The following is a 13,625-nucleotide window of genomic DNA, read 5'->3' on the forward strand; positions in this document are numbered from 1 at the left end:
GATGATTATTGCTCGGTTGTGGTGGGAACGGGCCGCGCATCGGCCTGCTGGGTCGGGTTCACCGTGAGGCCGGTTGCCGGATCGACGACGACCTCCACCGTCTTCACGGGCGAGCCGGGGCGCGCCTCTTGCGTGCCGTCAACGACGAGGCGATCGCCCGCCTTGGCGCCTGATCGCACCAGCCAGTTGCCGCCGACGTCCTCGCCGAGATCGAGCGTGCGCTGCTGGATCTTGCCGTCCTTGTCGACGAACATCGCCACCGCCTGCCCCAGCGGATTGCGCGACACCGCCCGCTGCGGCACCAGGATCGCGGCAGGGTCGACGCCGGCGACGATTCGTGCGCGCACATACATGCCGGGCAGCAGCGCGCGCTCGGGATTGGCGAAGATCGCGCGCGAGGAGACCGAGCCGGTGCTCTCGTTGACGCTGGTATCGGTGAAACCGTATTTGCCCTTGTGGCCATAGGCCTTGCCGCTCTCCATCAGCAATTCGACCTGCACGCCGTCGGCCGGGCGCTTGAGACGGCCGCTCGCAATCTGGTTGCGCAGGCGCTCCATCTCGGAGGTCGACTGGTCGAGATCGATATAGACCGGGTCAAGCTGCTGGATCGTCGTCATCGCGGTGGCCTGGCTCGCGGTGACGAGCGCACCGGGCGTGATGGTCGATTTGCCGATCCGGCCCGAGATCGAGGCGGTGACCTTGGTGCGGTCGAGCGAAATCGCAGCGGTGTCGCGGTTGGCCTCGGCCGCCTTCAGATCGGCCTCGCCCTGCTTGTAGGCAGCGACCGCGTCGTCGACGTCCTGCTGGCTGGCGGCGTTGGTCTGCAAAAGCTGGGTTTTGCGCGCAGCCTTCAGCTTGACGCTGACCAGCGTTGCCTCGGCCCGCTGCACCGCGGCCTCCGCGCTCGCAAGGCCTGCCTTGTACTGAACGGGGTCGATCTCATAGAGCAGGTCGCCCTCCTTCACCTCGGCGCCCTCGACGAAGTCGCGCTTGAGCAGGATGCCGGTGACCTGCGGCCGGACCTCGGAGACCTGATAGGCGACGACGCGTCCCGGCAGGACCGTCGAAATCTTCGCTTCCTGCGGCTTCAAGGTCACGACGCCGACCTCCGGCACCATCTGTGGAGGCCCGGCTTGCTGGCTCTGGTCCCCGCAGGCTGCAAGCAGCAGGGCAATCAACGGAACAGCACGGGCGATCGGGGGGCGCATGATGACGATCCATGGGTGAGGTTGCGGCCCCTTCCGGGCACCGCGCGCGGAAACATCCGGAAACTCATCAGTTTCCATGTGGAAACTTGGTAGTTTCCTTTCCCGAAGTCAAGTGCTAGGCTGCGCGCATCGTTGCGTTCAAGCAGTCGTGAAGCGGCTCGGATTTGGCGGCAGGTTTTGGATGGCGAAAACATCGGCGAATCGCAGGCACGCCAGCAGCGATGCCGCGCCGGAACGGAGTCCTCCCGCTCCGGATGCGCGCATGGTGCAATTGCTGGCGGCCGCGAAGGACACCTTCACCAGCAAGGGTTTTGCCGCGACCACTATGGACGACATCGCCGGCGCTGCGGGCATGTCGAAGAAGACGCTCTACAAATTGTTCGAGAGCAAGACCGAACTCTTTCGCGCCATGCTGCTGCGCAGCCTGCCCGAAGCCGATTACGCCGACGCGCCTTCGGAAGGTTCGCCAGTGACCCGGCTTCGCAACATGCTCCGAGAGGCCGCCGACGTGGCGCTATCGCCGGGCGAGATCGCGCTGCAGCGTTTGATCATCGGTGAACGTCAGGCCTCGCCGGAGCTGGGGCGCATGTTTGCCGAGGTCATCATGGAGAGCGGCACGCAGCATATCGTCGAGCTGCTGAGGACTATCCGCCTGGAGCCCCGTTTCGAGGACGTGCCGCTGCGCCTGGTCGCCGAAATGCTGTTCGGCATGGTGTTCGGCCATGATCATTTCAGGCTGCTGACCGACACCGGCTTTCGCCTCAACCGCCGCGCGGTGGACCGGCGGATCGACCTGGCGATTGCGACGTTCTGTGCGGCGGAGGATGGCGCTGAAGCTGACCGTCCGTCCGGCAGCGTAACGCCGGCGCGATCCTGAACCGCGACCGCGTCGGCGCTTCTCTTCTCTCCTGTCAGGCGCGATTGCCGAACAGGTCGAGCGTGACCGATCGTAGCCAGCGGTGGGCGGGATCGCGATGGTAGCGCTCATGCCAATATTGCGCGATCTCGATCCGCGGTAGCGCAATCGGTGTCCTGAACACCGTCATTCCGAGCGGCTCGGCGACGATGGCGGCGAGATTGGCGGGCAAGGTCGCGACCCCATCCGTCTGCGAGGCGACGATCGCGCCCGCGATGAAGCTCGGCACCTGCAACAGGATATTTGTGTGCGCGATCGCGCGCGTCAGCACGCGCTGCGTCTCGAGATGGGCCGCATGCCCGGTCTCGGACGCCGTGATCACGATATGCTTCTCTTCGAGAAATCCCCGTCGCGTGCGCGCCTCTGCCGGCCTCGGATGGCCTCGCCTCACGACGCTTGCGTAGCCGTCCGAATAGAGCCGCTGCGAGCGAAGATGCCCCGCCGCGCGCGGCAAGGCGCCGAGCGCAAGGTCCGCCTCCCCCGCCTCCAGCTTGAGCGCGAAGTGCCGGGAATCGAGCGGCATGGCGCGGAGCTGAACCCGCGGAGCGAGTTCGGCGAGGCGCGCCACCAAAGGCGGCAGGAACCGCACCATGCCGACGTCGGTCAAAAGCAGGCTGAAAGTCTTCTCGGATTTCCCGGGATCGAACGGCAACCGCTCCTGCCATAACCGGTCGGCCATCTCGAGCAGGGCGCGGACCTGGGCGGCCATCTCGACCGCGCGTGCCGTCGGCTGCACGCCGGTGCCACGTCGCACGAACAAGGGATCGTCGAAGCGCAGCCGCAATCTTGCCCGGAGCTTGCTGATCGCCGGCTGCGTGGTCTCGAGGCTCGCGGCCGCGCGCGTGATGCTGCCCTCGCGGATCAATGCATCGAGCACGCGCAAGTCGCGGAAGTCGATCCCGGAAGATTCCATTTTCGACATATGAAACATTCCCTTGCGGCCATGGATCGAGCTTCGCCGTTTGCTATCCTGCAGTCAATCGAACGGCCACGCGAACATGGAGGACGCCATGACCAAATTCGTGATCGAGTCTCATTTCCGCCTGCAGGAATGGGTGGCCGAGGAGAAAGGCTATTTTCGCGACGAAGGGCTCGACTACGAATTTCGCGAGCTGATCCGCTCGACCGAGGGCCAGCACCACAACAAGGTCAATGAAGGCGCGTTCCAGAGCATCGAGAAGGGGCGCAAGGCCGACGTCAGCTGCGCCTGCCACTGGACCGTCAATGTCGCGGCCTCGAACGGCCACGCCAAGCTCTACGCCGACGTCTACTCGGTCGCGCCTTCGGGAATCTTCGTTCCGGCCGATTCAAGGATCCGCACACCGTCGGATCTCGCCGGCGTGCCGATCTCGGTCGGCTTCCAGTCAGGCAGCCATTATTCGACGATCCAGGCGCTCGAACCGTATCTGGCGCCCGGCGAGATCAACCTGACCTTCGAGGACGGCATGCTGTTCCGCCGCATGGAGCTGTTGTTCGAGGGCAAGAGCGAGGCGGCCGCGCTGTTCAACGGCCCCTATTATTTCGCCGAGCAGCTCGGCTATCGCAAGATCATCGACACGACGTTCATGATCGCGTCCATGATCAACGGCGATCCGGCGCCCGAGGACATCAAGCGCTATTTCCGCGCCCTGAAGAAGGCCCAGCGCGACATCGACCTGCGTCCGGAGCTCTACACCCGCTACTACAAGAACGAATTTCCGGAGCGCTTTCACGCGGCCATGGACACCAGACGCTGGGGCCCGGGCGAGCGGATCGTGTTCGAACCCTATTCTCGCGAGATCTACGAGCAGTCGTTCGACTGGATCGCGAAGCACGGCATCTTCAAGGACGGCACGATGGGCGAAGGCACCTACGACAAGGCCACGGTCGCGTTCGGGAGGATTTGAGAGCGGGCGTTCCGCTGTCCTAGCACCCCAGCCTGTCAGCGACCCCGCCAAAATCCCTGGCAACGATGTCCCAGTTGCCGGTCGCTTCGAAATCGACCTTCTGAAGCGGGCCGTACTCGGTCGGCCGCGCCACGAACGCGGTCTTCAGGCCGTTTTTCTGCGCGGCGGCGAGATCGCCGTTGTGGGCGGCGACCATCATCACCTCTTGCGGCTTAAGGCAGAGCAGCTTTGCCGCGCCGAGATAGGTCTCGGGATCGGGCTTGTAGTGCTCGAACAGCTCGGCCGACATGATGAGGTCCCACGGCAGACCGGCGTACTTCGCCATGTTGGTGAGCAGCGCGACGTTGCCGTTCGACAGCGGCGAGATCACGAACTTGGTCTTCAGACGCGTCAGGCCGGCGACGCTGTCAGGCCAGGGATTGAGGCGGTGCCAGCCCTTGGTGAGATGGTCGAGATCGGCGGCGGTGAGGTCCTTGATCTCGAACTTCTCGACCAGCTTCTCCAGCGAGCGGCGGTGCAGGTCATCGAGCATGACATAACCGCGCTCGGGATGCTTGCGCACGTCGTCCATCGAGGCGACGTACATGCCGCGCCAGCCGTCGACCAGAGCGGTCCAGTCGGCGCTGATGCCGCGGCCCTTCGCCCACCACATGAAGTCGGTGATTAGGCTGGTGCGCCAGTCCACGACCGTGCCGAACACGTCGAAGACCAGGGCTTTGACGGCGGTGAGATCGGACATGTGCGCTTCCTCTGTTGTTCTTGTTGTCATTCCGGGGCGCGACGAAGTCGCGAGCCCGGAATCCAGAAGTTGTGGCGCGAGATTCCGGGTTCTCCGGGCCGCGCTTTGCGCGGTCCCGTCGCCCCGGAATGACGTCAGAGGACTTAGTCCAGATGGAACTTCGCGAGCTCGCGGTGCTCGGCCTTGATGTAGCGCACGGTGCCGGTGACGGAGCGCATCACCACCGTCTCGGTCTCGATCACGCCGTCCTTGCGGAACTTGACGCCCGAGAGCAGCGAGCCCGTGGTGACGCCGGTGGCGGCGAACAGGCAGTCGCCGCGCGCCATGTCCTCGATGCCGTAGATCATCTTGGGATCGTTGACGCCCATCTTGGCAGCGCGCTCGCGCTTCTCGTCGGAATCGAGGATCAGGCGGCACTGCATCTGGCCGCCGATGCAGCGCAGCGCCACGGCCGCGAGCACGCCTTCCGGCGCACCGCCGGTGCCGAGATACATGTCGACGCCGGTGTTGTCGGGGTCGGCGCAGTGGATCACGCCGGCGACGTCGCCGTCGGTGATCAGGCGCACCGCAGCGCCGGTCGAGCGCACGCTTTCGATGATGCTGGCATGACGCGGACGGTCGAGCACGAGAACGGTGATGCCTTCGGGCTTGACACCCTTGGCCTTGGCGAGGCGGCGGACGTTGTCGGCGGGCGAGGCATCAATTTCGACAACACCCTTGTCGTAGCCGGGACCGATCGCGAGCTTCTCCATGTAGACGTCGGGCGCATGCAGCAGCGTGCCGCCGTCGGCCATCGCCATGGTGGCGATCGAGCCCGGCATGTTCTTGGCGCACAGCGTGGTGCCCTCGAGCGGGTCGACCGCGATGTCGACCTGCGGGCCGGCCTTGAGGCCGACTTGCTCGCCGATATAGAGCATCGGCGCCTCGTCGCGCTCGCCCTCGCCGATCACGATGGTGCCCTGGATCGGCAGCTTGTTGAGCTCGCGCCGCATCGCGTCCACCGCGGCCTGGTCGGCCGCCTTCTCGTTGCCGTGCCCGCGCAGTCGCGCCGAGGACACCGCCGCCCGCTCCGTCACCCGCACGATCTCCAGCGTGAGAATGCGCTCGAGCAATGCGTGCGGAGGGACTTCAATATGGGTCGACATCGGCTAACTCCTTCGAAACAGTTTTGGACAGGACGCCCTGTCCGCATCAACTCGTAACACCCACAGTTCGTTCGAACCGTGTCATTGTTTGAGCATGACCTTTTCGGAAAACCGCTTCACATCTTTCCGGGTCATGCTCTAGTTCTTCTCAATCCGTATGACCTGCGGCCGTCCGCTGATCACCTTGTCCTTCTGCACGGCGGCGAGCGCGCGGCGCACGGCGTCCTCATGCGTGGCATAGGTGATCAGGATGACGGGCACGGGGACCGCCTTGCCGTCGCTGGGCGCAGCGCCGCCATTGGGATGGCGCTGCACGATCGACTCGATCGAAATCTTCTGCTCCGCGAGCCGGGTCGCGATCGCAGCCGCGGTGCCCGGGAAATCGCGCGCCAGGAGGCGGATGTAATAGCCGCCCTCGTGACGCTCCATCGGCGCCTTCTTGGTGTCGTGGAGCTGCGCGATCGGCCGGCCGAACGGGTTGGCGCGGATGCCGCGCGCGACGTCGGCGATGTCGGCGACGACGGCGGATGCGGTGGCAGCACCGCCCGCACCGGGGCCGACCAGCGTGATCGGCGGAATGCCCTCGCCATCGATCGTGACCGCATTGGTGACACCCATCACCTGCGCGATCGAGGAGGATTTTGGAACCATGGTCGGATGCACGCGCTGCTCGATGCCCTTGGCGGTGCGAACGGCAACGCCGAGCAGCTTGACCCGGTAACCGAGATCGGCGGCGGCACGAAGATCTTCCGGCGCGATGGAGGAGATGCCTTCGACATACACCGCACTTTGAGCAACTTTCGTGCCGAAAGCGAGGCTGGCGAGGATCGCGAGCTTCTGCGCGGTGTCATGGCCGTCGACGTCGAAGGACGGATCGGCCTCGGCATAGCCGAGCCGCTGCGCGTCCTTCAGGCATTCGGCGAAGGACAGGCCTTCCTGCTCCATCCGGGTCAGAATGTAATTGCAGGTGCCGTTGAGGATGCCGTAGACGCGGCTGATGCCGGTTCCGGCAAGACCTTCGCGCAACGTCTTGATGACAGGGATCGCAGCGCCGACCGCTGCCTCGAAATTCAGCGCGCCGCCGTGCGTTTCAGCGGCTTTCGCCAGCTTGATGCCGTGCTTGGCGAGCAGCGCCTTGTTGGCGGTAACGACCGACTTGCCGGCGGCCAGCGCGGCCTCGACCGCGGAGAGCGCGGGATCGCCGGCGCCGCCCATCAACTCGACGAAGCAGTCGACCTCAGGATGGGTGGCGAGTGCCATCGGATCCCTGGCCCATTCGACGCCGCGCAGATCGACGCCGCGCTTCTTCGCCTTCGAGCGCGCGGTGACGGCGACGACGCGAATACCGCGGCCGCTGCGGCCCGCGAGCACACGGGCCTGCGTTTCAATCAAACGGACAACTTCGGCGCCCACGGTGCCGAGCCCCGCTATGCCCACTTTCAGGGGTGCAACCATGATGTCTTAGAAAACCTGCCGAAGAGAAGCTTAGCGCCGATTGGCGAGCGGAACCACGTTGTGCAACGTTTCGATGCCGCTTTCAAGGAAGCGGCGCACGCCGCGCGCGGCCTGCCTGATCCGTTGCTCGTTTTCCACCATGGCGATGCGGACATACCCTTCGCCATGCTCGCCGAAGCCGACGCCGGGCGAGACCGCGACGCCGCTTTTCTCCACCATCAGGGTCGCGAACTGCATGCTACCGACACTGCGGAAGGCCTCCGGCAGCGGCACCCAGGCGAACATCGAGGCTTCCGGCGGCGGGATCTCCCACCCCGCCCGGCCGAACGATTCCACCAGCGCGTCGCGGCGCTTGCGATAGGTGTCGCGCATCTCCTTGATGCAATCATCAGGGCCGTTCAGCGCGGCGGTCGCGGCGACCTGCACCGGCGTGAAGGCGCCGTAGTCGAGGTAGGATTTGACGCGCGCGAGTGCCGCGATCACGCGGTCATTGCCGACCGCAAAGCCCATGCGCCAGCCGGCCATGGAATAGGTCTTCGACATCGAGGTGAACTCGACGGTGACGTCGATCGCGCCGGGCACCTGGAGCACCGAGGGCGGCGGGTTGTTCTCGTCGAAATAGACCTCGGCATAAGCGAGGTCCGACAGGATCAGGATCTCGTGCTTCTTCGCGAAGGCGACGAGGTCCTTGTAGAAGTCGAGGCTCGCGACATAGGCGGTCGGGTTCGACGGATAGCAGACGACGAGCGCCAGCGGCTTGGGGATCGAATGCACGATCGCCCGCTCCACCGCCTCGAAGAATTGCGGCGTCGGCTCGGAGGGTACCGAGCGGATCACGCCGCCCGCCATCAAAAAGCCGAAGGCGTGAATCGGATAGCTCGGGTTCGGACACAGGATGACGTCGCCCGGCGCGGTGATCGCCTGGGCCACATTGGCAAAGCCCTCCTTGGAGCCGAGCGTCGCCACGATCTGGGTGTCGGGGTTGAGCTTCACGCCGAAGCGGCGGGCGTAATAGGCGGCCTGGGCCCGACGCAGGCCGGGGATGCCGCGCGAGGCCGAGTAGCGGTCGGTGCGCGGCTTGCCGAGCGTCTCCTTGAGCTTCTCCAGCACGTGCGGCGGCGCCGGCAGATCCGGATTGCCCATGCCGAGGTCGATGATGTCGGCGCCGGCATTCCGCGCGGCCGCCTTGGCCCGGTTGACCTGCTCGAACACGTAAGGCGGAAGGCGGCGAATGCGGTAAAATTCTTCCATGGCTCTCTGGGCTCCGGGCAACCGGTCAGGACAGAATCGACAGGCCATGGCGGCCGCCTTCGAAAGGCGCCCCGCCCCTCTCGCGCAAATCACTCAAAATCAAATACTTAGAGCAATTTTCGACGATGGTGGCTGAAGTCGTTCGCCCTGACTCTCGGCTGAACTGAGGTCTTTTAGCACGGCACGACGGGGGCGCCAGCGATTACCTTGCGCTGCGCTATTTCGCATCCTTGGCAGCAGTGGCCTGGCGATCGCGGGCGGCGGCGAGTTCGGCCTCGATCTTGGCGCGCTGCTCCGGCGGAATGACCGCCTGGTCGCGATCCGGCGGCAGGTCGTGTACCGGCAGATAGCTGCCGGGCTCCTTGGGATGCGCCTGCGCATCCGCGGGCGTGAGATCGGCAAGCTGGCTCGAGCAGCCGGCAAGCACAAATGCCACGCTCAGCGCGCCACAGATCCGTAGCGACTTTTGCAGGTCCCTAAACGCCAACACTTGGGAAATCCCCTACTCGTCCCAAAGCACGGCCTCGGGCAAGCCTACCCGACACCACGCCCAAGCTCAAACCATTGCTGCCCGAAATGGTGCGAGCGAGAAAACAGCCCGAAACTACCAAGACGAGCGGTGCGGCTCGATTGTGACGGAACCAAGAAAATTTGTCGCACCGCAACACATCTTCGAGAGTGTTTAACGCCAAAGATGCTAGCTTCGCGGTGACGAATACGGAATGAATCGTTACTGTTCTGGTCATGAGTACCGTCACGACCGACACGCCCAAACCCGAGACCAAGTTCGATGCGGAAGCCTTCGCGATGAATGTCGCGCGGGCGATGGAGAGCGGCGGCAAGGCGCTCGCGGCCTACCTCAAGCCGCGCGAGAGCGGCGAGGTGCAGGACCGTCCGCCGGCCGAGCTGACGGAAGTGGTCAAGACCTTCACCTCGGTCGCGGAATACTGGCTGTCGGATACGTCCCGCTCCTCCGACCTCCAGACCAAGCTCGCCAAGGACTATCTCGATCTCTGGGGCACGGCGGCACGCCGCATGGCCGGCCAGGACGCCGCGCCCGCGATCGCGCCCTCGCCGCGCGACAAGCGCTTTGCCGATCCGGAATGGAAGTCGAACCAGTTCTTCGATTTCATGATGCAGCTCTATCTGCTGACGAGCAAATGGGCGCAGGAACTGGTGCGCGATGCGGAAGGGCTCGATCCGCAGACCCGCCGCAAGGCGGAGTTCTACGTCCAGCAGGTCACCAACGCGATCTCGCCGTCGAACTTCGTGCTGACCAATCCGGAAGTGCTGCGCGAGACGGTGGCGAGCAGCGGCGAAAATCTCGCGCGCGGCCTGAAGATGCTCGCCGAGGACATCGCCGCCGGCAAGGGCATGCTGAAGATCCGCCAGTCCAATCCGGACAACCTCGTCGTCGGCGTCAACATGGCGACGACGCCGGGCAAGGTGATCTACCAGAACGAGATGATGCAGCTGATCCAGTATGCGCCGACCACGGAGAAGGTGCTGCGCACCCCGCTCCTGATCGTGCCGCCCTGGATCAACAAGTTCTACATCCTCGATCTCAAGCCGGAGAAATCCTACATCAAGTGGTGCGTCGACCAGGGCATCACCGTGTTCGTGATCTCATGGGTCAATCCCGACAAGCGGCTCGGCAACAAGAGCTGGGAAGACTACATGAAGGAAGGCCCGCTCACGGCGATGGACGTGATCGAGAAGGTCACCGGCGAGATGAAGGTGCACACCGCCGGCTATTGCGTCGGCGGCACCATGCTTGCGACCACGCTGGCCTGGCTCGCCGAGAAGCGCCGCCAGCGGGTGTCGTCCGCGACGTTCTTCGCCGCCCAAGTCGACTTCACCCACGCCGGCGACCTCCTCGTCTTCGTCGACGAGGAGCAGATCGCAGCGCTCGAGCACGACATGAAGGCAGCCGGCGTGCTCGAAGGCTCGAAGATGGCGATGGCCTTCAACATGCTGCGCTCCAACGACCTGATCTGGTCCTACGTCGTCAGCAACTATCTGAAGGGGCAGCAGCCGAGCGCGTTCGACCTGTTGCACTGGAATTCCGACGCGACACGGATGACGCAGGCGAACCATTCCTACTACCTGCGCAATTGCTATCTGGAGAACCGGCTGTCGACCGGCACCATGGTGCTCGACAACACCCTGCTCGATCTCTCCAAGGTCAAGGTGCCCGTCTACAACCTCGCCACCCGCGAGGACCACATCGCACCGGCGGAATCGGTGCTGTATGGCTCGCAGTTCTTCGGCGGACCGGTGAAGTATGTGCTGTCGGGCTCGGGGCACATCGCCGGCGTCGTCAACCCGCCCGCCTCGAACAAGTACCAGTACTGGACCAACGACAACATCAAGGACATCACGGTCGCGGACTGGATGAAGGGCGCGGTCGAGCACAAGGGCTCGTGGTGGCCGGACTGGCGCGAATGGCTGGGCAGCCTCGATCCGGAGGAAGTGCCCGCGCGCAGCATCGGCAGCGATGCCCTGCCTCCGATCGAGGACGCGCCCGGCAGCTATGTCAGGGTCCGCGCGTAGCGCATGATCCGGAAAAGTGCGAAGCGGTTTTCCGGAGAGATCATGCGCAAACGAATACGAGGCGCATGGCGCAATCTTTCTCGTTTGTATAAGCTCGCCTCAAGCACAGCGACGACAGAGGGGACCGGGTTATGACGCGCGAATTGTTCTGGCTGACCTGTACGGTGATCCTGACCGGGATCCTCTGGATTCCCTACACCATCAACCGCTGCCAGGTTCGGGGGCTTAGCGGCGCCTTGGCCAACCCCTCGCGCGGCGACAAGCCGCAAGCCGAATGGGCGAACCGCCTAATGTTCGCCCATGACAACGCGGTCGAGAACCTCGTGCTGTTCGCACCGCTGGTGCTGATCCTGAACGCGATCGACTATTCCTCGAAATGGACCGTGCTCGCCTGCGCGGTCTATTTCTGGTCGCGCGTCGCGCATCTGATTGTCTATGCGCTCGGCATCCCGGTGTTCCGCACCCTCGCCTTTACCGTCGGCTTCCTGGCGCAGGCCGTGCTGGTGCTGGCAATCTTCAGGGTATTCTGATCGCGCGCCCCCGACGCGCGGCAACGCTTAGCAATGCATCACGAAGCCAACCGGGACTTTCTCCAGTTCCAGGACGTCGACGCGAACACGATCAGATCGATCGTCGACCGCGCGCAAGTGCTCGCGGCGGCCTGGCGCGACCGCGTCATGCCGCAGCCGCTCGCCGGCAAGCGCGTCGGGCTCATCGTCGACGATGGCGGATGGCGCAATACCACCGCTTTCGACCTCGGCATCCAGGCGATGGGCGGCATCTGCGTCCATGCGCCGGTCAGGCTCAATGCCGCCGAGGCCACCGCCGATCTCGCGAAATATCTCGACAATTGGTTCGACATCCTGGTCGTGCGGACACGGGAGCTGTCGGCCTTGCGAGAGCTCGCGGCCAGCGCGGAAGCGCCGGTCATCAATGCGAGAACGCGCTCGAACCATCCTTGCGAGACGCTCGGCGATCTCGCCTATGTCAGGAGCAAGCGAGGGCATCTCGACGATCTCAAGGTCGTTGGCGTAGCGCCCGATGCCAATATCCTTCGGTCCTGGGTTGAAGCCTCGATCGCGCTGCCGATCAAGGTGACCCAGGCCTATCCGTCGGACTGGCATGTCAGGGATCTCGCCAGCCCGAACTTCACCGCCACGACCGATCTCGACGCCTCGTTCGATGCGGACGTGATCATCACGGACTGCTGGCCTGTCGGAGCACAGGACGATCAACTGGCGAGCTACCGGATATCGGCCGCGACCCTGAACCGGTGCCGCCCCGACGTGATTTTCCTGCCCTGCCCGCCCGTGACCAGAGGTCAGGAGGTCAGCGCCGATGCGACGTCGCATCCGGCCTGCCAGAGCCCGCCGGCAAAGGCCTATCTCCTGCACGCGCAGAATGCGCTGCTCGAATGGACGGTCGCGTAAAGGCGGGGGAAGGCTCGCGACCGGTGCAAGCCGGGTCTTCGGGCGCCGGCGAGCGCCGCCATGTTGCCGAGCGACAACACCGCGGACGAAAACGACAGCCTGCCGGTTTGCTCGCACAGATTGTCACTCATCCACAGTTATATTCACCCATCTCAATTGATTGATTCGGGGCTGACATGAATTGGAAGATTGCATCCGCGCTTGGCGCCCTCTCTCTGGCCGCCTTCGCGACCGAAGCCGGTGCCGCAGATCTCGCCGCCCGGCCCTACACCAAGGCGCCGCCGATGATCGCCGCGATCTACGACTGGAGCGGTTTCTATATCGGCGCCAACGGCGGTTACGGCACGTCACGCAAGTGCTGGGACCAGACGGTCGGCTTCGCCCCCGGCGTATCCGAAGGCTGCCATGATGCGACCGGCGCCGTTGCCGGCGGCCAGGTCGGCTACCGCTGGCAGAGCAGCACCTTCGTGTTCGGCCTCGAAGCCCAGGGCGACTGGGCCGATCTCTCTGGCCGGAATACGAGCACCGTGCTCGGCGTCGCCAACCGCACCCGCGTCGACGCCTTCGGCCTGTTCACCGGCCAGGTCGGCTACGCCTGGAACAACGCGCTGCTCTACGTGAAGGGCGGCGCCGCCGTCACCCGTGATCGCTACAGCGGTATCGGTACGGGCGGTCTGGCTGGGGCGGAGTTTGATCGTGCCAACGAGACCCGCTGGGGCGGCACTGTCGGCGTCGGCTTCGAATACGGCTTTGCCCCGAACTGGTCGGTTGGCCTCGAATACGACCACATGTTCATGGGTCACCGCGACGTCACCCTGCTGGCGACCGGCCTGGCGGCGCCTGCTGCCGGCACGTTCTCGCGCACCGAGCGCATCGGCCAGGACGTCGACCTGATCACTGCCCGTATCAACTACCGGTTTGGCGGGCCGGTCATCGCGAAATACTGAGCGCACCAACCTCGTAGTCGTCATGCCCGGGCTTGCCCCGGGCATCCACGTTCTTCCTTGATCGCGGCAACGCGTGGATGGCCGGGACAAGACGG

General features: G+C 64.7%; 13 protein-coding genes. 6 read left to right on the forward strand and 7 right to left on the reverse strand.

Features of this window, described 5'->3' with window-relative positions; all coding sequences use genetic code 11:
- Positions 1-5: 5 nt before the first annotated feature.
- Positions 6-1,208 (reverse strand): efflux RND transporter periplasmic adaptor subunit, encoded by a 1,203-nt coding sequence (locus BRAGE_RS0116630; protein ID WP_028146301.1) that lies wholly within the window; start codon positions 1,206-1,208, stop codon positions 6-8.
- 262 nt (positions 1,209-1,470) lie between these two features.
- Here BRAGE_RS0116630 and BRAGE_RS0116635 point away from each other — a divergent pair, with 262 nt between their 5' ends.
- On the forward strand, positions 1,471-2,085 hold the full coding sequence (locus BRAGE_RS0116635; RefSeq protein ID WP_051377904.1) for a TetR/AcrR family transcriptional regulator: 615 nt from the start codon (positions 1,471-1,473) through the stop codon (positions 2,083-2,085).
- 34 nt (positions 2,086-2,119) lie between these two features.
- Here BRAGE_RS0116635 and BRAGE_RS48760 read toward each other — a convergent pair whose 3' ends face one another.
- On the reverse strand, positions 2,120-3,046 hold the full coding sequence (locus BRAGE_RS48760) for a LysR family transcriptional regulator (protein WP_159073916.1): 927 nt from the start codon (positions 3,044-3,046) through the stop codon (positions 2,120-2,122).
- A gap of 88 nt (positions 3,047-3,134) precedes the next feature.
- Here BRAGE_RS48760 and BRAGE_RS0116645 point away from each other — a divergent pair, with 88 nt between their 5' ends.
- Positions 3,135-4,010 carry an ABC transporter substrate-binding protein gene (locus BRAGE_RS0116645; protein WP_159073915.1) on the forward strand — a complete coding sequence of 292 codons (876 nt, stop codon included), beginning with the start codon at positions 3,135-3,137 and terminating at the stop codon, positions 4,008-4,010.
- Between the two features lie 19 nt (positions 4,011-4,029).
- Here BRAGE_RS0116645 and BRAGE_RS0116650 read toward each other — a convergent pair whose 3' ends face one another.
- The 5 genes from BRAGE_RS0116650 to BRAGE_RS0116670 form a co-directional block, all read right to left on the reverse strand.
- Entirely contained in the window at positions 4,030-4,749 is a 720-nt protein-coding gene (locus BRAGE_RS0116650) for a haloacid dehalogenase type II (protein ID WP_027557887.1), read from the reverse strand.
- 143 nt (positions 4,750-4,892) lie between these two features.
- The gene (gene glpX / locus BRAGE_RS0116655) at positions 4,893-5,894 is read right to left on the reverse strand and encodes a class II fructose-bisphosphatase (RefSeq protein WP_027557886.1); all 1,002 of its coding nucleotides are present in this window, start codon (positions 5,892-5,894) and stop codon (positions 4,893-4,895) included.
- Between the two features lie 138 nt (positions 5,895-6,032).
- Positions 6,033-7,349, reverse strand: coding sequence for a homoserine dehydrogenase (locus tag BRAGE_RS0116660; protein ID WP_027557885.1), 1,317 nt, complete (start codon positions 7,347-7,349; stop codon positions 6,033-6,035).
- Between the two features lie 30 nt (positions 7,350-7,379).
- Positions 7,380-8,600 carry an LL-diaminopimelate aminotransferase gene (locus tag BRAGE_RS0116665; protein ID WP_027557884.1) on the reverse strand — a complete coding sequence of 407 codons (1,221 nt, stop codon included), beginning with the start codon at positions 8,598-8,600 and terminating at the stop codon, positions 7,380-7,382.
- Positions 8,601-8,817: 217 nt separating this feature from the next.
- Positions 8,818-9,090, reverse strand: a complete 273-nt coding sequence (locus BRAGE_RS0116670) for a hypothetical protein (protein ID WP_027557883.1) — start codon at positions 9,088-9,090, stop codon at positions 8,818-8,820.
- A gap of 254 nt (positions 9,091-9,344) precedes the next feature.
- Between BRAGE_RS0116670 and BRAGE_RS0116675 the strand changes: the two genes are divergently transcribed.
- The 4 genes from BRAGE_RS0116675 (at position 9,345) to BRAGE_RS0116690 (ending at position 13,530) form a co-directional block, all read left to right on the forward strand.
- Positions 9,345-11,153, forward strand: coding sequence for a PHA/PHB synthase family protein (locus BRAGE_RS0116675; RefSeq protein WP_027557882.1), 1,809 nt, complete (start codon positions 9,345-9,347; stop codon positions 11,151-11,153).
- Between the two features lie 131 nt (positions 11,154-11,284).
- Positions 11,285-11,683 (forward strand): MAPEG family protein, encoded by a 399-nt coding sequence (locus tag BRAGE_RS0116680; protein WP_027557881.1) that lies wholly within the window; start codon positions 11,285-11,287, stop codon positions 11,681-11,683.
- Positions 11,684-11,716: 33 nt separating this feature from the next.
- The gene (locus tag BRAGE_RS0116685; RefSeq protein WP_027557880.1) at positions 11,717-12,583 is read left to right on the forward strand and encodes an ornithine carbamoyltransferase; all 867 of its coding nucleotides are present in this window, start codon (positions 11,717-11,719) and stop codon (positions 12,581-12,583) included.
- 176 nt (positions 12,584-12,759) lie between these two features.
- The gene (locus BRAGE_RS0116690; protein WP_027557879.1) at positions 12,760-13,530 is read left to right on the forward strand and encodes an outer membrane protein; all 771 of its coding nucleotides are present in this window, start codon (positions 12,760-12,762) and stop codon (positions 13,528-13,530) included.
- The last annotated feature ends 95 nt before the right edge of the window (positions 13,531-13,625 follow it).

Origin of the sequence: Bradyrhizobium genosp. SA-4 str. CB756 (assembly GCF_000473125.1) — a bacterium.
GTDB classification, from domain to species: domain Bacteria; phylum Pseudomonadota; class Alphaproteobacteria; order Rhizobiales; family Xanthobacteraceae; genus Bradyrhizobium; species Bradyrhizobium arachidis.

Coding starts and splice junctions, on each gene's coding strand:
- BRAGE_RS0116680 (WP_027557881.1), top strand. CDS start 11,285: ATGACGCGCGAATTGTTCTGGCTGACCTGTACGGTGATCCTGACCGGG.
- BRAGE_RS0116665 (WP_027557884.1), bottom strand. CDS start 8,600: ATGGAAGAATTTTACCGCATTCGCCGCCTTCCGCCTTACGTGTTCGAG.
- BRAGE_RS0116685 (WP_027557880.1), top strand. CDS start 11,717: ATGCATCACGAAGCCAACCGGGACTTTCTCCAGTTCCAGGACGTCGAC.
- BRAGE_RS0116650 (WP_027557887.1), bottom strand. CDS start 4,749: ATGTCCGATCTCACCGCCGTCAAAGCCCTGGTCTTCGACGTGTTCGGC.
- BRAGE_RS0116690 (WP_027557879.1), top strand. CDS start 12,760: ATGAATTGGAAGATTGCATCCGCGCTTGGCGCCCTCTCTCTGGCCGCC.
- BRAGE_RS0116660 (WP_027557885.1), bottom strand. CDS start 7,349: ATGGTTGCACCCCTGAAAGTGGGCATAGCGGGGCTCGGCACCGTGGGC.
- BRAGE_RS0116645 (WP_159073915.1), top strand. CDS start 3,135: ATGACCAAATTCGTGATCGAGTCTCATTTCCGCCTGCAGGAATGGGTG.
- BRAGE_RS0116675 (WP_027557882.1), top strand. CDS start 9,345: ATGAGTACCGTCACGACCGACACGCCCAAACCCGAGACCAAGTTCGAT.
- BRAGE_RS0116635 (WP_051377904.1), top strand. CDS start 1,471: ATGGTGCAATTGCTGGCGGCCGCGAAGGACACCTTCACCAGCAAGGGT.
- glpX (WP_027557886.1), bottom strand. CDS start 5,894: ATGTCGACCCATATTGAAGTCCCTCCGCACGCATTGCTCGAGCGCATT.
- BRAGE_RS48760 (WP_159073916.1), bottom strand. CDS start 3,046: ATGTCGAAAATGGAATCTTCCGGGATCGACTTCCGCGACTTGCGCGTG.
- BRAGE_RS0116630 (WP_028146301.1), bottom strand. CDS start 1,208: ATGCGCCCCCCGATCGCCCGTGCTGTTCCGTTGATTGCCCTGCTGCTT.